We start from the raw sequence: 18,327 nt of genomic DNA on the forward strand, positions 1-18,327 counted from the left end.
GTAGGGTAATTGACCTGAACAGTCAACATAAATGGCAGAAAGATGTGCTAGCGGCACACATGAAAATTGCCAGAATACAATCATAAAAGCCGCCCGCGCCGGCCGGAAACGCCTGATAATAGCGGACTCTCCCATTCACCGCTGTCCTGACCGCCGTTCCCGTTGCCTCCCATGCGATCCGTGTTGCGCTTCCCTCCCCTGTTCGTGCTCGGCAGCTACCTGCTGCTGTCGCTGGTGCCCTGCGTGCCGCTCTTGCTGGGCCGGCCGGCGCCCGGGCTGGACGCCATCCTCGGCGTCGAGGTGCTGCTGTGGGTGGTGGCGTGGGGCGTGTTCCAGCGCCCGGCCTGGTTCCACTGGCTGCTGCTGCCCGCCGTGCTGGCACTGCCGACCGAGCTGTACCTGTTCATGTACTACGGCCAGGGCATTTCCACGCACCACCTCGGCATCATCGCCGAAAGCAGCCCGATGGAAGCGATGGAGTTTCTCGGAAACAAGATCTGGCTGATGGCAGGCGTGCTGGTGGCCATGCTGGCCTGGTGGACCGCGATCTTCCTGGCAGCGCGGCGCAGCCCGGCACTGGCCTGGCGCGGCAAGACCCGCTGGCTGGTCGTGCCGGCAATCGCCGCGCTGGCCGTGCTGGGCTGGCCCACCCCGACGCCGATGTTCCAGCAGGCGCCGTTCAGCTTCAATAACTTTGCCAACTCCTGGCCGTTCGGCCTGCTCGCGCGCGGCGTCGATTTTTACAACGAGCGCCGCTACCTGGCCGCACTCGGCGAGCGCAGCAGGAACTTCACGTTCCGGGCCCGCCAGGCCGCGCCCGACAAGGAACCGGAAGTGGTGGTCATGGTGATCGGCGAATCGTCGCGGTACGACCGCTGGGGCATCAACGGCTACGCGCGCGCCACCACCCCGCTGCTGGCCCAGGAACCCAACCTGGTGTCGCTGACCGACATGATCACGTCCGTCTCGGCCACGCGGTTGTCGGTACCGGTGCTGGTTTCGCGCAAGCCGGCAACGCAGAGCCTGAAGGCCGGCTTCTCGGAAAAATCGTTCCTGACCGCCTACAAGGAAGCAGGCTTCAAGACCTGGTGGTTGTCGAACCAGATCTCGTTCGGCGAGTTCGACACGCCGGTGTCGGTGTTCGCCAAGGAGGCGGACGTGATCCAGTTCATGAACCTGGGCAGTTTCAACAACCGCTCCAACCTCGACCAGATCCTGCTCGGGCCGCTGCAGCAGGCGATGCACGATCCGTCGCCGAAAAAGCTGATCGTGCTGCACACGCTGGGCAACCACTGGAATTACAGCGAGCGCTACCCCAAAGAGTTCGACCAGTGGCAGCCGTCGCTGTTCGGCGTGGACAAGCCGGAACACACGAATGTCAAGATCAAGACCGAGCTCAATAACAGCTACGACAACGCGATCCTGTACACCGACTGGTTCCTGGCCCAGGTGATCGGCCAGCTCAGGCAGAGCGGCCAGCGCACGGCGATGATGTATGTGGCCGACCACGGCCAGGTGCTTTATGACGGCAGCTGCCAGATCGCCTTCCACGGCCATAACACGCAGTACGACTTCCACGTGCCGGCGCTGGTGTGGTATTCGGACCAGTACCAGTCGCGCTACCCGGACAAGATCCAGCAACTGAAACGCCTGCGCAAGGCCAGGCTGGCCACCGAAAACGTGTTCCACAGCCTGCTCGACCTCGGCGACATCGCCTATCCCGACCAGCACCTCGAGTGGAGCTTCCTGAGCCGGCAATTCAAGCCGCACACGCGCTACGTGGACAGCTACGGCTGGGCCCACTACGACAATGCCACCTTCAAGGGCGATTGCCGCGAGGTGATCGACAAGGGCACGCCGCTCAAGCGCGAGAAATAACTGTCGCGATAACCGGGCCATCATGACTGCGACCGTCCGCCTGCGCCATGCCGGACCGGCCTCCCCTCAGACCAGGCTCTCGAGCGCCGGTTTCAGTTGCGGGTAGCGGAAGGCAAAGCCGCTGGCGAGCAAACGCTGCGGCGCCACCCGCTGCCCTTCAAGCAGCAGGTCGGCCTGTTCACCGAGCGCCACGCGCATCGGCCAGCCCGGCGTCGGCAAACCATACGGGCGATGCAGCACATGCGCCGCCACCTTGCTGAACTGCGCCTGGGTCAAGCTTTCCGGCGCCGTGAAGTTATAGCTGCCACCCTCGCCGGTGCGACACAGGTGTGCCATGCCGCCGATCACGTCCTCGACATGGATCCACGACTGCCACTGGCGTCCGCCACCGAGCGGTCCGCCCAGGCCCAGCTTGATTGGCAACAGCAACATCGGCAGCGCGCCCTGGCGGCCCAGCACCAGGCCGAAGCGCATGCAGGCCACCGTCACGCCGTGGGCAGCGGCGCGCCGGGCCGCCTCCTCCCACTCGCGGCACAGGTCGGACATGAACACCGGCTGCGGCGGCGCCGTTTCGGTCAGCACCGTGTCGTCGCCTTGCGGCTGCACGCCGTAGTAACCGATGGCCGACCCGGACAACATCAGCGCCGGCTTGTGCTCGGCGCGGGCGATCCACGCCACCAGCTGGTCGGTCAGCGCCACCCGGCTCGCGCGCAATGCGGCCCGCCGCGCCGCCGTCCAGCGCCAGCCCAGGATGCGCGCCCCGGCCAGGTTGATCACCACGTCGATGCGGCGCAATGGCGGCAGCTGGTCCATGCTGCTGACGCAATCGACGCTGGCCGCGCCGTCCACCGATGGCTGGCCGAACAAGGACTGTGCCTTGCCGGGGTCGCGCGTGAGTACCGTCACCTGCTGGCCATCACGCAGTAAGGCGCGCACCAGTTGCTGGCCGATGAAGCCGGTGGCCCCGGTGACCAGGAAGTTGCGCTGGCCGCTGCCAAAGCTCGGGGTGGCCGCCATCGGCGGCGCTGCGTCGTTCATAACCGTCCTTTGTTGTTATCCGCTTTATTGGTTCCGACCAGCCGCGCCAGCTTGCTTCCCATGGTCAGCATGCGCTGCAGCGTGGCCGGGGGCAGGTGCCTGGTGTCGCCGTAGGCGGCGGTGAGCATTTCCAGGAAGTCGAGCACCTGGTCCATCTTGACCTTGGTGGCCGGCTCCAGGGCGGGATCGTTTTCCGCTTCCTGCGCGCACTCGCGCAGCACGCTGAGCGTGGGGTCGATTTCGCGCTTCTTGCGCTCCTCGACGATCACGCGGAAAATTTCCCAGACGTCCTGCAAGGCCAGGAAGTGGTCGCGGCGGTCGCCGGCCAGGTGAGTGACGCGCACCAGCCCCCAGCTTTGCAGTTCCTTCAGGCTGTTGCTGACATTGGAGCGGGCCACGGTGAGGGTCTCGGCGATTTCCTCGGCGTGCAGCGGGCGGTTGACCAGGAACAGCAGCGCGTGGATTTGCGCCACGGTGCGGTTGACACCCCAGCGGGTGCCCATCTCGCCCCAGTGCAGGATGTATTTTTGGATGGTCGGTGCGAGGGTCATGCAAGGTCCTTGTGTTCGATAGCATGGTTATAACATGGCGCTCACATCGGCTTGTGCACCATCAGCCAGTACACCACCATCAGTGCGCCGAAGGCGGGGAAGCCGAGCGCGGTCCAGATCTTTTCGTAGCGCCAGTAACGGGCCGGCAGCGGCTGCAGGTGGCGCGCCGCCTCGGCTGCCATGTCGCGCATGCGCAACTGCAGCCAGACCACCGGCAGCCAGCACAGGCCGGCCAGCACGTACAGCGCCAGCGACCACATGATCCAGCGCGACTGCCACGGATAGCCGGCCAGGTGCACCATCCAGAAGCCCGACAGCGGCTGGATGATGACGGCCGGCGTGGTGAACCACCAGTCGGCGCGCGCCACCAGCCGCGTGACCACGGCCATGGCCTGCACATTGCCGCTGCGATTGACGAAAAACATGTAGAAGGCGGTACCGAAGCCGGTGCCCACCATCAGCGTGGCGGACAGGATGTGCAGCACCTTGACGGCAAAATATTCCATGATCATTCTCCTGGTTTCGGTGGATGCGGTGGACTGGCGCGCCACATCACCAGCATCAGCGCCAGCAGCGGCAGATTCTTGGTCAGCGGTCCGAACGGATGCAGCCAGAAGCCGGGCAGACATACGCTGAGCATGGCGGTGTAGCCGCCGACCAGCACCAGCTGCGCCGCCCACAGCCAGCGGCGCGGACGCCACAGCAGCAGCGCGCCGATGGCCGCATCGGTCAGACTGGCGGCCAGCAGCATCGGCTCCTGCAGCGCGGTCGGCACGCCGCACGCGGCCAGCCAGGACCGGCTCTCGGCATGGGGCCAGCCGAACCACGACACCCACGCCGTGATCAGCCACATCAGTGCGATGGTAATCGTCAGCAGCGGCGCGCCCCACGACCAGCTTGCCGCAAGCCGATCGGCCGGTCCGGCAAAGCCGGCCGGATCACGTAGAGGCCGGCCCAGCAGCGACTGCGCGGGCGCCGGGTCGGCCGTGTTGGAACCGTCAACGCTCTGCTCGAGCATCAGCAACGATGCCGGCGTCAAGGCGGCCGACGGTGACAGCGCAGCCAGGTGCGCCGCCAACCGCGCCACCGGCGACGGCAGCGACCACACCAGCGCAGCGGGCGCCTGCATGCCGCGCCGCAGGTCGCCCAGATAATCGGCCAGCGTCATCGCGCGCGGACCGACCACGGCCAGTTCGCGCGGCAGCATTTCCGGCGCAACTGGCGTCGCTGTGGCCGCCAGTGGTGCTGGTGCAACCGCCATGGGCGACGTGACAGGCTCGGCAGCCATTTCGGATGAATACGGCGTGGGTGACGGCGAGACAGAGATTGCCGGTGAATACAGCGTGGTTGAAGGCGCGACAGGAATGGCCAGCATGGCCGGTTCAGCCGGCCCGGCCGATGCGTTCGGCGTGGCGGACGGCGCGATCGGGATCGCCGGCGTGCCCGGTTCGACCAGCGCGGCGGTTGGGTATGGCGTGGCGAACGGCGAGGCTGGAGTGGTCCGCATCTCAGGGTCAGCCGGCGTGGCCGTCGAGTCCGGCGTGGCGGACGGCGCGACCGGGATCACCGGCGTGCGCGGTTCAGACAGCGCGGCGGTTGGGTATGGCGTGGCGAACCGAGGGGCTGGGGTGGTCCGCATCTCAGGGGCAGCCGGCGTGGCCGTCGAGTACGGCTTGGCGGACGGCGCGACTGGGATCGCGGGTGTGGCAAGGTCAACCGGCGTGGCCGTTGAGTACGGCGTCGCTGGCGGCGCGACCGGGATCGCGGGCATGGCCGGCTCGGCCGGCGCGGCAGTTGAGGATGACGTAACGACCGGCGAGACTGCGGTGGCCAGCATGGCAAGTTCGGCCGGCGCAGCGAAGGGAGCCGGGCTGGCAGGAGTCGCCGGTAATCGTGCATCACCCAGCGCAGCCGGGTTGGTCCGCCTGGTCAGCAGGCCCACCACGATGGCGGCCAGGTCGGCGACGTGCACCGGTTGCACCCGCGCCCGGTGGGCGGCGGGCAGCAGCAACAGCGGCAAGGTGGCCAGCGTGCGGAACAGCATGCTGCTGGCGCCGTTCTGGCCATATACCAGCGATGGCCGGACCACGGTCGCGTCGATTTGGCGCGCCAGCAGGTCGGTGTCGGCTGCGCCCTTGCTGCGCCAGTAGGCAGTGGCCGCTTGCGGATGGCTGCCCAGCGCGGACACCTGGATCACGCGAAGCCCCAGCTGCTCGCACGCGGCAAACAGCGCCACCGGCGCCGCCCGGTGCAGCCGGTCGAAGTCGCCTTGGCACCGTTCGCGGATGATGCCGACGCTGTTGACCACGGCATCGTACCCTTGCAGCAGCGGCAGCCATTGCGCGCTGGCGGCCATGCCGCCGAAGTCGAGTGCAAGCCAGTCCTGCGGCAGTTCGCCGGCCGGTCGGCGCCGGCTGGCGCCAGCGGCCGATACGCCTGCTGCCCGCAATGCCTGCAACACGTGCGAGCCGATCAGTCCCGTGGCGCCAATGACCAGTACCCGCATGCGACCTCCGTCAGCAAATTCTGTAAAGACAGAAATCAGCGGTGAAAAAATTGACCGACGAATCGGTCCGGGTGCTGAGCGAGAAATGCCTCTGTTTCTGTCATTACAGAAATAATAGAATTCCCCGCCGCCCGTGTCAAGCGCTGTTCGTCGGGATTCAGGTCAGCGCCAGATCCCGTCTGGCCGCGCGCGCCGGCCGGCCGGAACGACGGGCGCCACCGTGCCGCCTGCTTCGACCTTGAAGATGCTCACCGTCTGCGTCAGTTCGGTGGCCTGGTCTTGCAGCGACTGGGTGGCGGCGGCTGCCTCTTCCACCAGCGCCGCATTTTGCTGGGTCACCTGGTCCATCTGGGCGATGGCCTGGTTGACCTGGTCGATGCCTTCGCTCTGTTCGCGGCTGGCGACGGCAATTTCGCCGACGATCTGGGTCACCTGGTGGACATTGCCGACCAAGGTGTTCATGGTGGTGCCGGCCTTCTCCACCAGGTCGGTACCGAGCTCGATTTTCTCGACCGAGGCATCGATCAGCACCTTGATTTCCTTGGCGGCCGAGGCCGAGCGCTGCGCGAGGTTGCGCACTTCGGACGCCACCACCGCGAAGCCCCGTCCCTGCTCGCCGGCCCGGGCCGCTTCCACTGCCGCGTTCAGGGCCAGGATATTGGTCTGGAACGCGATCCCGTCGATCACGCCGGTGATATCGACGATCTTGCGCGACGCATCGTTGATGTCGTTCATGGTGGACACCACCTGCTGCATCACTTCGCCGCCATGGGCAGCCGTGCCCGATGCCTGTTCCACCAGGCCGCGCGCATGCTGGGCGTTTTCCGAGTTCTGCTTGACGGTGCTGGTCAGTTCCTCGATCGAGGCGGCGGTTTCTTCGAGCGAGCTGGCCTGGGTTTCAGTACGCGACGACAATTCCATATTGCCCGATGCCAGCTCGCGCGCGCCGCGGTCGATCATCTCGGCGCCGCCGCGCACGCGCGACACGGTCTGCAGCAGATCGCCCTGCATGCGCGCGATCGCCTGCAGCAGGCGCGCGATTTCGTTCTCCCCGTGCTCGTCGATGCGGGCGGTCAGGTCGCCGCGGGCCACCTGGTCGAGCAGCACCACGGCGCGTTCGAGCGGATGCAATACCACCGACTTGAGCAGCAGATGCGCGCCCACCACCAGTGCCAGCGCACCCAGCAGACCGAAGCCCACCAGCCATTTGACCAGCGCGTAAGCGCTCTGGCGCTCGGCCGTCAGGCACGTCATCTGCGCGTCGCTGAGCTGCTGGTATTTGTCCAGCTGCGCCGAAAACGCCGCGCCGGTCGGCGTCAATTCCTTGACGTTGATGGCGGCATACGCTTCGGCGTCGCTGTTGGCCAGCGCGCCGATCGCGCGGTCCAGTACTGCCGACTGCGCACGGCCGGCGTCGATCAGCGATTTTTTCAGCGCCGCATCTTCGCCCGGATAGCTGGCCGCCTTGTCGTACTTGTCGATGAAGTCGAGTCCGCGCACATACGACTTCTTGGCGGATGCCAGCGCCGACGCAAGATCGGCCGGCGCGCCGCCCGCCTTGACGACCGTGTAGGCGCGCGTCATCGCCGAGCGGGTGCGGGTGGTGTCCTTGTAGGCATCGTTGATGGCCATGACCTGCATGCTGGCCTGGTACATGGTGGACATCGCATCGTTGGCTTGGCGCAGCGCATGAACGCCGAGGCCGGCGCCGGCCAGCAGCATCGCGGCAAACACCAGCAAAACGCCCATCAGACTCGCGCGCACGGTCACATTCTTCATTTCCACTCCCACCTTGATCATCGTTGTAAATTGCCGAATGGCAATAGTGTGAAGCCCGAATATACCAATGAATTGACATTTGGTGGTTGAAATCGGCGCATGCAAACAGGTCGGCGTAGTTAATCGAGTACAGCCGCGTCCGCCGGCGGGGTGGTCAGATAGTAGTCGGCCAGCATGTCGTACACGCGCCCAGCCTTGGCGGCCAGCATGCCATCGGCATCGATGGCCGCCAGCAGCGCGAGACCATTGGTGTGCCGCAGCACGCCCGGCGCCACCTGCAGCATGCCCGCAACGCGGGCCACGCACAGCGGCGCCAGCCGCTGCGCCAGCAATGGCGCCAGAATCAGGTTGTGCGACGACACCAGCACGCAGCCGGCCCTGGCCAGCGTGTCGAGCACGGCCGCCGAGGCCGAGACCGACTCCAGGTGATTGGTGCCCCGGAAAATCTCGTCGATCAGAAACACCGCCGGCCCGCGCCGCGCGAGCGCCAGCAGCTCGCCTGCACGGCGCACCTCGGCCAGGTACAGGCTCTCGCCGCCCTCGAGCGCATCCTCGTTCTGCATGCTGGCATGGACGGGCACGTCGGGCGTGACGGCAGCGCTGGCGTAGCAGAAGCCGAAGGCGCGCGCAGTGACCAGGTTCAGGCCGACCGTGCGCAGCAAGGTGCTCTTGCCGATGCCGTTCTGGCCCGACAGGAAGGCGCCGCGGCCATCGTCGCCCACCCGCAGCGACAGCGGCGTCGGCGCATCGAGCAGCGGATGGACCGCGTGCTCGAACGCGAAGCGAACGCCGGCACCAGTGCAGTCCACGGCGCCATCCGCTGGGGCCGCATGGCGGGTGGACCAGCAATAACGGGGCGTGGCCGCCAGGTGGCGCGCCAGCGCCAGGTCGGCTTCCACTGCCGCCACGCGCGTAAAACTCGTGCGCAGCAGCGGCAGGCGCGCCGCGACCACTGCGCGTGTGGCAAAGTAATGGCGTACATTGCGCAGCAACACCCAGTCGCCATACTCGCTCAGTCCGGGAATCGCGGTCAGCGGCATCAGCCACAAGCGGCGATTGAGCTTGCTGGCCGCAGCGGCGTCGGCGCGCAGCGGCGCCGCCACGGTATCCTGCTCGAGGCCAGCCAACAGCACGTGGGCGCGCAACATCAGGGCGATGGCGCCAAGCTGGCGCTGCCAGTCGGCGACAGCTTGGTGGAAACGCATCTGGACCGCCATCAGCGCCAGCCACAGCCCCAGCACCACGCCCCACAGCAGCATCGACCCGGTCAGCAGCGCCAGCACGATCGCTGCCATGAACGACAGCGGCAGCGCGCCCAGCAAGGGCACCCAGCGCGGCGCCGCTGCCAGCGCCGGGCCGAACAGGGTCACGCTGACTTCGCTGTCGGCCTGGCGCAAGCCGGCGCACGCCGCCTGCAGGCACGCCCGCGCAGCGTCATCGGCAACGAGCATCCGCAAGCGTTCCGTGCACGCCGCCAGCCCGCTGTCGGCGCGGGCCTGCAAGCGCCGGTACAGTTCCTGCCGGCCGAAGATGCTGGTGCCGGGCGCCAGGCGCTCGCTGTATTGCGCCAACATCAAATCGTTCCAGGTCTGGTCATCGACCACGCCCGCCGCGCCGTGCACCATGCGCTGGTACAGCGCCACGTCGCTGGCGACAAACGGATAATCGACCACCGGCGCCGGGGCCGGAACCGCTGAACGGCAGACGCTGACAAGGCGGGCAAGGACGGACATGGCATGCTCAAAAGTTTCGAATGAGCATCAAGTGGGCATGCTTACAAGAATATCAAGGCGCCCCCGGATATTCAGCCCGCTGCGGACACCGGCCGGGACAGCACCGCACCGAAAATCTTGCGCAGGCGCGCCGCGACCACCGCATGTTGACATTGCCATTCATTTAATTAGTATGCAGGAACGACGCGCCCGTGCTGACGATGCCAGGCGATTCTCGGGGAGCGTCCGGAGACCAGGACCACAACTTCTACAACCACGGGAGCAGACACGATGGGCGGAATCATGATGACAACGGCAAGGACAAAAGCGGCAGCGATGCTGGTGACAGCAGCGCTGGCCGGGACGGCAGGAACGGCGACGGCCTACACCTGGGACAGCGTGGCCATCGGCGGCGGTGGTTTCGTTTCGGCGGTGATCCCTGCCAAGTCCGAGCGCGGCGTGGTCTATGCGCGCACCGATGTCGGCGGCGCCTACCGCTGGGATAACAGCAAAGCCCGCTGGGTGGCGCTGCTGGACTGGGTCAACGAAGACCAGGTGGGCCTGCAAGGCGTCGATGCCCTGGCAGTCGATCCGAAGAATGCCGCCCGCGTGACGATGTTGGCAGGCACCAGCTACTTCAATGACGGCAAGACGGCCATCCTGCGCTCCACCGATTATGGCAAGACCTTCACGGTGACGGACGTCTCGGCACAATTCAAGACCCACGGCAACGGCATGGGCCGGCAAAACGGCGAACGCCTCGTGCACGATCCCAGCTCGAGCAACGTGATGTATGTCGGCACCCGCTACAACGGCTTGTTCAAGAGCACCGACTACGGCGCGACCTGGGCCCGCATGACCGCGCTCAACGTAACGACCACGCCCAATGGCGTCGGCATCAGCTTTGTGGTGCCCGACCCGCGCAGCGTGGCCAACGGCGTCGCCCAGCGTTTGCTGGTCGGGGTCTCGCGCTTCGGTTCGGCCGGTCCCAATCTGTACCTGAGCACCAATGCCGGCGCCTCGTTTGCCGCCGTCGCCAGTTCGCCTGCGGGCCTGATGCCGCAACGCGCCGTGTATGACGGCGCCGGCAATTATTTCATCACCTACGGTAACGGCGCCGGTCCGTCAGGCAATGGCGCCTCGGAGCCGATGGACCAGGGCCAGATCGCCAGATACAGCATCGCTGCCGGCACCCTCAGCAACGTTACGCCAGCCGGCGTCAATCGCGCATTCAGCGGCATCAGCGTGGCGGCCAACAATCCGTCGCGTCTGGTGGCTTCGACCATCAACACCTATCTGCAGCAGGGCGATGCCTGGGGCGACCGGATCTTCGTGTCCAGCGACGGCGGCGCCACCTGGACCGACGTCATTGCCCGCGGGTTCGCGCGCGACGCCAACGGTGTCTCGTGGATCGCGGGCCAGGCGATCCACTGGGCCGGGTCGATCGCGTTCGATCCGTTCGACAGCAGCGCGGTCTGGGTCAGCTCCGGCAATGGCATCTTCAAGACCGCCAACATCGATCTGGCCACGACCACCTGGAAATTCGACGTCAAGGGACTCGAGGAAACCGTACCGCGCAATATGGTCAGCCTGACAGGTGGTCCGCTGCTGTCGGTCATCAGCGACTACGACGGCTTCCGCCATACCGATCCTTCCCAGTACGCGCCCATCCATACGCCCCGCATCGGCACCACCACCGGCCTGGCCGTTGCGGCAGCCAACGACTGGGGCGTGGTACGGGTGGGCGGCGACGATACGCCGGCCATGTATTACAGCTGGGATCGGGGCGCAAGCTGGATCAAGACCAGTGTCAACGGCAAAAACGGGCAGGTAGCGCTGTCCGCCAACGCCGGGGTTCTGCTGCACAGCCCGGAGAACCTGGCCACCACCTACCGCTCGACCAATATGGGCGGCAGCTGGACGGCGGTCAGCGGCCTCAACGGCGCCGGTCTGCGTCCGGTCGCCGACCCGGTCAATGCCAGCAAGTTCTACGTGTATGCGAACGGCACGATCATGGTCAGCACCGACGGCGGCATGTCGTTCGCCGCGCGTGCCACCTTGCCGGCCAACAGTACCGGCTTGATTCGTGCCGTGCCCGGTCGCGAAGGCGACATCTGGGTACCGCTGCGCGCCAATGGCCTGCGCCGCTCGACCGATTCCGGCGCGACCTTTGCCACCATCGGCACGGTCAGCGATTGCCGCGCCATCGGTTTCGGCAAGGCCGCCGCCAACGCCAGCTATCCCACCATCTTCATCTGGGGCACGGTCGGCGGCGTACGCGGCCTGTTCCGCTCCACCGATACCGGCGCCAGCTGGACACGCATCAACGACGACAGCCACCAGTTCGGCGGCCCCGGCAACGGTGAGTTCGTGCTCGGCGATATGAACACCTTTGGCGTGGTCTACATGAGCACTGTCGGCCGCGGGATCGTCATCGGCAAGCCTTAACAGCGCAGACCGGTGTCCGCCGCGCGATGCCTGCCCCGGACACCGCGGGCGGACACCGGCGGACACGATCGGACACGCGCGGACAGCGGACACCTGCGCCGCGATCCCTTTCCAATCAAGCACTTAGCAGCTGGCATGGATACTGCATAAAGAGAGCCATTCACTCTTTCCGTACATGCCATGATCCGAGACACTTCGCACCAGGACGCCGTCATCACCGCCCCCAAGGGGCAGCACGCCCGGCGCCGCCTGGCCATCGCCGCCGGCGCGGTGCTGCTGCTGGCGGGCGCCTATTACCTGGTCCACACCTGGCGCGACACCGGCCACTCGGTCTCGCTGGCGCGCCTGCGCATTGCCGAGGTGGGCCGGGGCACGCTGGTGCGCGACGCGGCCGTCAACGGCCGCATCGTTGCGGCCGTCAGCCCCACGCTGTACGCCACCTCGGCTGCCACCGTCACGCTCAAGGTGGCGGCCGGCGACACCGTGAAAAAGAACGACGTGCTGGCGGTGCTCGAATCGCCGGATCTGGCCGACGCCCTCAAGCGCGAACAGTCGGCCTATGCCCAGATCGAGGCCGACGTGGCCCGCCAGCGCATCCTGGCGCGCAAGCAGCAGCTGCTGGCGCGGCGCGACGCCGACACCGCCGAGATCGAGCGCCTGTCGGCGCAGCGCACGCTCGAACGCTACAACGCCGTCGCCAATGACGGCATCGTCGCCAAGATCGACTACCAGAAAGCCAAGGATGCGCTCAATTCGGCCGAGATCCGCGCCCGCCACGCGGGCCAGGCCGCCGAACTCGAAGGCGACAACGTGGCGCTGGAACTGCAATCGAAACTCAAGCAGCTCGACCAGCAGCGCATGATCCTGTCGAACGCCCAGCGCCGCGTGGACGAGCTGACCGTGCGCGCGCCGGTCGATGGTTTCATCGGCACGCTGTCGGTGGCCAACCGCAGCGTGGTGCCGCTCAACACGCCGCTGATGACGCTGGTCGATCTGTCGAAGCTGGAAGTGGAACTCGAAGTGCCGGAGACCTATGTGGCCGACATGGGCCTGGGCATGCGCGCCGAGGTCGATTACGGCACCGGCAACGCCAGCGGCAAGCTGTCGGCGCTGTCGCCCGAGGTGGTCAAGAACCAGGTGCTGGCGCGCGTGCGCTTCGACGGCAAGCAGCCGCCCGGCCTGCGCCAGAACCAGCGCGTGACCGCGCGCCTGCTGATCGACGAAAAGCCCAATGCGCTGATCGTGCCGCGCGGCCCGTTCGTCGAATCCGAAGGCGGCCGCTATGCCTACGTGGTGCGCGACGGCGTGGCCGTGCGCACGCCGATCCGCCTCGGCGCCACCAGCGTGACGGCCGTGGAAATCCTCGACGGCCTGAAAGCGGGCGACAAGGTCGTCGTCGCCGGCAGCGAAACGTTCGAGAACGCTGCCCGCGTCTCCCTCAACAATTAACTCCAATTAATTCAACCAACGACTCCACCATCGAGAGGCCCACCATGCTGCGCATGCGCAACCTGAGCAAGATCTACCGCACCCACATGATCGAAACCCACGCGCTGCGCGGCTTCGAGATCCACGTCGAGCAGGGCGAATTCGTCACCGTCACCGGCCCGTCCGGCTCGGGCAAGACCAGTTTTCTGAACATCGCCGGCCTGCTTGAAGAATTCACCGACGGCGAATACATCCTCGACGGCGTCAACGTCAAGGGCATGGACGACAACGCCCGCTCGCGCCTGCGCAACGAAAAACTCGGCTTCATTTTCCAGGGCTTTAACCTGATTCCGGACCTGTCGCTGTTCGACAATGTCGATGTGCCGCTGCGCTACCGCGGCTTCAACCGCGCCGAGCGCCGCGAGCGCATCGAAGAATCGCTGGCCAAGGTCGGCCTGGCCGCGCGCATGCAGCATTACCCGGCCGAGCTGTCGGGCGGCCAGCAGCAGCGGGTGGCCATCGCCCGCGCGCTGGCCGGCTCGCCCAAGCTGCTGCTTGCCGACGAACCGACCGGCAACCTCGACACGCAGATGGCGCGCGGCGTGATGGAGCTGCTCGAAGACATCAACGCCCAGGGCACGACCATCCTGATGGTGACCCACGATCCGGAACTGGCCGGGCGCACGCGGCGCAATGTCCACATCATCGACGGCCAGGTCTCGGACCTGGTGCAACACAGCCCGTCGCTGGCGCGGGCGCCCCACCCCGCCACGGCCTGAGGAGCGCCCATGTTCAACTATTACTTCAAGCTGGGCCTGCGCAGCCTGCGCCGCAACCGCGCACTGACCGCGCTGATGATCCTGACCCTGGCCGTGGGCGTGGCCGCCAGCGTCTCCACCGTCACCATCCTGCACGCGATGTCGGGCGATCCGCTGCCGCACAAGAGCGACCGCCTGTTCGCACCGGTGATCGACATCCTGCCCCTGCAGGGTTACGTGCCGGGGAACAAGCCGGAGTTTCCGCAATTGCAGCTCAGCTACATCGATGCGCGCAACTTCATGGCCAGCAAGGTCGGCGTGCGCCGCACGGTCATGTACGGCGTGGCCGGCCCGGTGGAACCGGCGCGCAAGGATGTCGGTGCTTTCTACGCCCAGGGCATGGCGCCGACCCGCGATTTTTTCGCCATGTTCGAAGCGCCGTTCCTGTACGGCGAGCCGTGGCGCGATGCCGATGACGCCAGCGGCGCCGACGTGATCGTGCTCAGCCAGGCCTTGTCGGAAAAACTGGTCGGCACCGGCAACCCGGTCGGCCAGCGCGTGACGGTGCTGGGCCGGCCCTACCTGGTCACCGGCGTGCTGGCCACGTGGAAGATGGTGCCACGTCCGTATCACATCATCGGCAGCAAGGGCGCGTTTGCTGCCGAGGACGAATTCTTCATCCCGTTTGCCAGCGCGATCCGCCACGAGACCGAACACGATGGCGCCATGAGCTGCAATGGCGACAACAATTCGCCCGGTTACCAGGGCATGCTCAAGTCGGGCTGTACCTGGCTGCAGTTCTGGTTCGAGATGGCCGGCAGCAGCGAGCGCAGCCAGCTGCAGCAGTACCTGGACGCCTATGCCGACGAACAACGCAAGCTCGGGCGCATGGTGCGCCATGCGCCGAACCGGCTGTACGACCTCAACGAGTGGATGAGCTTGCTGGAAGTGGTGGACAACGACAACCGGCTGGCGGCCTGGCTGGCGTTCGGCTTCCTGCTGCTGTGCCTGGTCAACACGATCGGCCTGCTGCTGGCGAAATTCTCGGTACGCGCTGCCGAGGTCGGCATCCGCCGCGCGCTGGGCGCTACCCGGGGCGCCATCTTCAGCCAGTTCCTGATCGAGACGGGCGTGATCGGCCTGGCCGGCGGCGTACTGGGCCTGCTGTTGGCGTTCGGCGCGCTGGCCGTGGTCAGCCGGCAGTCGGAGCAGCTCGGCATCGTGGCGCACATGGACGTGCCGATGCTGCTGCTGACGTTTGCCATGGCGGTCACCGCCGCCCTGCTGGCCGGCCTGCTGCCGACCTGGCGCGCCTGCCAGGTCACGCCGGCGATCCAGCTCAAGTCCCAGTGACCCCGGTCGCGCTCCTTTTACCTATATGAGGTCCCGCATGGAAATCCGTCCCATCCTGTCGGCGCTGATGCGCAGCAAAACCGGCGCCGTCCTGGTGGCGGTGCAGGTCGCGATCAGTCTGGCCATCCTGGCCAACGCCCTGTACATCGTCAACCAGCGCCAGGCCGTGGCCGCGCGGCCCACCGGCGTGGCAGCCGAAAACGACATCTTCTATGTCAGCATCCAGAATCCGGAGCGCGGCAGCCACGAGCGCCAGCTGGCCGAGCAGCGGCGCCAGGCCGCCTTGCTGCGCGCGCTGCCGGGCGTGCTGTCGGTGGCGCAAACGTCGCAGGCGGTGCTGTCGCGCTCGGGCAACTTCAGCAGTGTCTATCTGAAACCGAATCAGCCCACGCCCAGCGCCGAAGTGGCCACGTATTACACGCCCGATTCGCTGGTCAAGACCTATGGCTTGCAACTGGTCGAAGGGCGCGACTTCCGCCCCGACGAGGTGCCCGATATTAACGAGGATACCGACGACAGTTCGCCCAAGGTCGTGATCGTCACCCGGGCGGCAGCGCAGCAGATATGGCCCGGCGCCACCAGCTTTGTCGGCAAGACCCTGTATCGCGGCAACGGCGCCGGCGACCCTGCATTGCAGGTGGTCGGCATCGTCGAGCGCTTACAGACCCAGGCGGGCCAGGTCAAGCCGCGCGGCGAATACTCGGTGTTGCTGCCGGCGCGCCTGACCGGCGGACGCAACCAGCTGCTGTACGCGGTCCGGGCCGAGCCCGGGCAGCGCAACCGCCTGATGCAGGAAGCCGAACAGGCGATCCGCAAGGCCAGCACCGACCGCCTGCTGGTGCAGATCGATACGCTCGAACAGCACCGCGAGCACCGCTACCGCGCCGATCAGGGCCTGTCCTGGATGCTGATCGCGGTGTCGGCGCTGCTGCTGCTGGTCACGGCCAGCGGTATCGTCGGCATCGCCAGCCTGTGGGTCACGCAGCGGAAAAAACAGATCGGCGTGCGGCGCGCGCTCGGCGCCCGGCGCCGCGACATCCTGCGTTATTTCGTCACCGAGAATGTGATGATCACGAGCCTGGGCGTGGCGGCCGGTGCCCTGCTGGCGCTGGGGCTGAACCAGCTGCTGGTGAGCCAGCTGGAAATGGCGCGCCTGCCGCCGGTCTACCTGCTGGGCGGGGCTGCAGTGTTCTGGCTGCTGGGTGTGGCGGCCGTGTATGGCCCGGCCTGGCGCGCGGCCAGCATCTCGCCGGCCATTGCCACCCGCAGCACATGACCGGCCACGGGACGGGACGGCAATGTTATGCTCATGGCATGCCTACTGTACTGATCATCGACGATAACGCCAGCGTGGCCCTGGCGCTGGACGTGCTGTTCTCGCTGCACGACATCGCCACGCTGCACGCCGCCTCGCCGCAGCAGGGTCTGGAGCTGCTGACGCGGCACCAGGTGGACCTGGTGCTGCAGGACATGAATTTTACCAGCGACACCACGTCCGGCGAGGAAGGCGTAGCGCTGTTTCGCGCGATCCGCGCCCGCCACCCGGACCTGCCGGTGATCCTGCTCACGGCCTGGACCCACCTCGACGCAGCGGTGGACCTGGTCAAGGCCGGCGCCGCCGACTACCTGGCCAAGCCGTGGGACGACACCCGCCTGGTCGCCACCGTCAACAACCTGATCGCGCTGGGCCAGGCGCGGCGCGACCTGGCCCGCCGTGAGCAGGCCGAGCAGCGCCAGCGCCGTGAGCTCGAAGCGGGCCACGACCTGCGCGGCATGGTGTGGCAAGACCCGGCCACCGAACGCGTGATCCACCTGGCCTGCCAGGTGGCGCGTGCCGACGTGCCGGTGCTGATCAGCGGCCCCAACGGCGCCGGCAAGGAAGGCATCGCGGCCATCATACAGGCCAACTCCGCCGTGCGTGACGGTCCGTTCGTGGTGCTCAACTGCGGTGCCCTGCCCGCCGAACTGATCGAGGCCGAGCTGTTCGGTGCCGAAGCGGGCGCCTACACCGGCGCCACCCGTGCGCGCGAAGGCAAGTTCGAGGCAGCCGACGGCGGCACCCTGTTCCTCGACGAGATCGGCAACCTGCCGCTGGCCGGGCAGATGAAGCTGCTACGCGTGCTCGAGACGGGCCGCTTCGAGCGCCTCGGCGCCAACCGCGAGCGCCAGGTCAAGGTGCGCGTGATCAGCGCCACCAATGCCGACCTGCCGGCCATGATACGCGCCGGCACCTTCCGCGAAGACTTGTTCTACCGCCTCAACGTGATCGAACTGCGGGTGCCGCCGCTGGCCGCGCGCCCGGCCGACATCGTGCCGCTGGCACGTCACTTCCTCGGCGCCGGCAGGCAGCTGCACCCGGACGCCGAAGCCGCGCTGCGGGCCCACGGCTGGCCCGGCAATGTGCGCGAACTGAAAAACGTCATGCTGCGCGCAGGCCTGCTGGCGCGCGGCGACCTGATCATGACCGCCGACCTGGGTCTGCCTGCCCCCGCACCGATGGCGCCGCTGGCGCAGACGCCGGCGACGGCGCGGCCCGGTGCGACAGCGCCGGACGACGCCAGCCGCGAACCGGACCGCGACGCCATCGGCCTGGCGCTGGCGCGCGCCGGCGGCGTGGTGGCGCAGGCTGCGGCCGAACTGGGCCTGTCGCGCCAGGCGCTGTACCGGCGCATGGAACGTCTCGGCATCGTCCGCCCCTGATGTCCGCGCCAATGACGCCACCACCGGAGCCGTCCCCGGACGCGGTGCCGACCGGTGCTGAACCGGCCGCCACACCGCCGACCGGCGCCGGGCCGACAGTCACGCGCCCTGCAGGCATGCACCCGACAGGCTTGCACCCCACAGGCTTGCACCCCACAGGCTTGCGCCCGACAGGC

At 67.1% G+C, this 18,327-nt stretch carries 14 protein-coding genes; 7 read left to right on the plus strand and 7 right to left on the minus strand.

Annotated features, from left to right (window positions below; all coding sequences use genetic code 11):
• Positions 1-171: 171 nt before the first annotated feature.
• Positions 172-1,878: a phosphoethanolamine transferase gene (locus tag ASF61_RS03360; RefSeq protein ID WP_056151041.1), complete on the plus strand. Its 1,707-nt coding sequence runs from the start codon at positions 172-174 to the stop codon at positions 1,876-1,878.
• Positions 1,879-1,944: 66 nt separating this feature from the next.
• Here the strand turns inward: ASF61_RS03360 and ASF61_RS03365 are convergent, their stop codons facing one another.
• The 6 genes from ASF61_RS03365 to ASF61_RS03395 all read right to left on the minus strand — a co-directional run bounded on the left by ASF61_RS03365 (position 1,945) and on the right by ASF61_RS03395 (position 9,485).
• Positions 1,945-2,916 (minus strand): TIGR01777 family oxidoreductase, encoded by a 972-nt coding sequence (locus ASF61_RS03365; protein WP_056151043.1) that lies wholly within the window; start codon positions 2,914-2,916, stop codon positions 1,945-1,947.
• Positions 2,913-3,467 (minus strand): GbsR/MarR family transcriptional regulator, encoded by a 555-nt coding sequence (locus ASF61_RS03370; protein WP_056151045.1) that lies wholly within the window; start codon positions 3,465-3,467, stop codon positions 2,913-2,915. Before ASF61_RS03370 ends, ASF61_RS03365 begins: the two co-directional genes overlap by 4 nt.
• Positions 3,468-3,508: 41 nt before the next feature.
• Positions 3,509-3,973, minus strand: coding sequence for a DUF2269 domain-containing protein (locus ASF61_RS03375; protein WP_056151047.1), 465 nt, complete (start codon positions 3,971-3,973; stop codon positions 3,509-3,511).
• A gap of 2 nt (positions 3,974-3,975) precedes the next feature.
• Positions 3,976-5,973, minus strand: a complete 1,998-nt coding sequence (locus ASF61_RS23865) for a DoxX-like family protein (RefSeq protein ID WP_229205687.1) — start codon at positions 5,971-5,973, stop codon at positions 3,976-3,978.
• A gap of 162 nt (positions 5,974-6,135) precedes the next feature.
• Positions 6,136-7,752, minus strand: a complete 1,617-nt coding sequence (locus ASF61_RS03390; RefSeq protein ID WP_056151271.1) for a methyl-accepting chemotaxis protein — start codon at positions 7,750-7,752, stop codon at positions 6,136-6,138.
• A gap of 119 nt (positions 7,753-7,871) precedes the next feature.
• Complete coding sequence (locus tag ASF61_RS03395) at positions 7,872-9,485, minus strand: DNA mismatch repair protein MutS (protein ID WP_056151049.1); 1,614 nt, start codon at positions 9,483-9,485, stop codon at positions 7,872-7,874.
• Between the two features lie 282 nt (positions 9,486-9,767).
• Here ASF61_RS03395 and ASF61_RS03400 point away from each other — a divergent pair, with 282 nt between their 5' ends.
• The 6 genes from ASF61_RS03400 (at position 9,768) to ASF61_RS03425 (ending at position 18,151) form a co-directional block, all read left to right on the plus strand.
• Entirely contained in the window at positions 9,768-11,912 is a 2,145-nt protein-coding gene (locus tag ASF61_RS03400) for an exo-alpha-sialidase (RefSeq protein WP_156369428.1), read from the plus strand.
• A 180-nt stretch (positions 11,913-12,092) separates the two neighbouring features.
• Positions 12,093-13,361: an efflux RND transporter periplasmic adaptor subunit gene (locus tag ASF61_RS03405; RefSeq protein ID WP_056151051.1), complete on the plus strand. Its 1,269-nt coding sequence runs from the start codon at positions 12,093-12,095 to the stop codon at positions 13,359-13,361.
• Positions 13,362-13,405: 44 nt separating this feature from the next.
• Positions 13,406-14,119, plus strand: coding sequence for an ABC transporter ATP-binding protein (locus ASF61_RS03410; RefSeq protein WP_056151053.1), 714 nt, complete (start codon positions 13,406-13,408; stop codon positions 14,117-14,119).
• 9 nt (positions 14,120-14,128) lie between these two features.
• Complete coding sequence (locus ASF61_RS03415; protein WP_056151055.1) at positions 14,129-15,451, plus strand: ABC transporter permease; 1,323 nt, start codon at positions 14,129-14,131, stop codon at positions 15,449-15,451.
• Positions 15,452-15,488: 37 nt separating this feature from the next.
• Positions 15,489-16,727 (plus strand): ABC transporter permease, encoded by a 1,239-nt coding sequence (locus tag ASF61_RS03420; protein ID WP_056151057.1) that lies wholly within the window; start codon positions 15,489-15,491, stop codon positions 16,725-16,727.
• A gap of 38 nt (positions 16,728-16,765) precedes the next feature.
• Positions 16,766-18,151, plus strand: a complete 1,386-nt coding sequence (locus ASF61_RS03425; protein ID WP_056151059.1) for a sigma-54 dependent transcriptional regulator — start codon at positions 16,766-16,768, stop codon at positions 18,149-18,151.
• Positions 18,152-18,250: 99 nt separating this feature from the next.
• On the opposite strand, the gene ASF61_RS24510 is transcribed toward ASF61_RS03425, so the two are convergent.
• Positions 18,251-18,325 (minus strand): pentapeptide repeat-containing protein, encoded by a 75-nt coding sequence (locus tag ASF61_RS24510; RefSeq protein WP_373994524.1) that lies wholly within the window; start codon positions 18,323-18,325, stop codon positions 18,251-18,253.
• Positions 18,326-18,327: the final 2 nt, after the last annotated feature.

The sequence above is a fragment of the Duganella sp. Leaf126 genome (assembly GCF_001423125.1).
Classification (GTDB): Bacteria; Pseudomonadota; Gammaproteobacteria; order Burkholderiales; family Burkholderiaceae_D; genus Rugamonas.

Excerpts from the sequence above, each read along its gene's own strand:
- ASF61_RS03360 (WP_056151041.1), top strand. The coding sequence starts at position 172 with ATGCGATCCGTGTTGCGCTTCCCTCCCCTGTTCGTGCTCGGCAGCTAC.
- ASF61_RS03365 (WP_056151043.1), bottom strand. The coding sequence starts at position 2,916 with ATGAACGACGCAGCGCCGCCGATGGCGGCCACCCCGAGCTTTGGCAGC.
- ASF61_RS03370 (WP_056151045.1), bottom strand. The coding sequence starts at position 3,467 with ATGACCCTCGCACCGACCATCCAAAAATACATCCTGCACTGGGGCGAG.
- ASF61_RS03375 (WP_056151047.1), bottom strand. The coding sequence starts at position 3,973 with ATGGAATATTTTGCCGTCAAGGTGCTGCACATCCTGTCCGCCACGCTG.
- ASF61_RS23865 (WP_229205687.1), bottom strand. The coding sequence starts at position 5,973 with ATGCGGGTACTGGTCATTGGCGCCACGGGACTGATCGGCTCGCACGTG.
- ASF61_RS03390 (WP_056151271.1), bottom strand. The coding sequence starts at position 7,752 with ATGAAGAATGTGACCGTGCGCGCGAGTCTGATGGGCGTTTTGCTGGTG.
- ASF61_RS03395 (WP_056151049.1), bottom strand. The coding sequence starts at position 9,485 with ATGTCCGTCCTTGCCCGCCTTGTCAGCGTCTGCCGTTCAGCGGTTCCG.
- ASF61_RS03400 (WP_156369428.1), top strand. The coding sequence starts at position 9,768 with ATGATGACAACGGCAAGGACAAAAGCGGCAGCGATGCTGGTGACAGCA.
- ASF61_RS03405 (WP_056151051.1), top strand. The coding sequence starts at position 12,093 with ATGATCCGAGACACTTCGCACCAGGACGCCGTCATCACCGCCCCCAAG.
- ASF61_RS03410 (WP_056151053.1), top strand. The coding sequence starts at position 13,406 with ATGCTGCGCATGCGCAACCTGAGCAAGATCTACCGCACCCACATGATC.
- ASF61_RS03415 (WP_056151055.1), top strand. The coding sequence starts at position 14,129 with ATGTTCAACTATTACTTCAAGCTGGGCCTGCGCAGCCTGCGCCGCAAC.
- ASF61_RS03420 (WP_056151057.1), top strand. The coding sequence starts at position 15,489 with ATGGAAATCCGTCCCATCCTGTCGGCGCTGATGCGCAGCAAAACCGGC.
- ASF61_RS03425 (WP_056151059.1), top strand. The coding sequence starts at position 16,766 with ATGCCTACTGTACTGATCATCGACGATAACGCCAGCGTGGCCCTGGCG.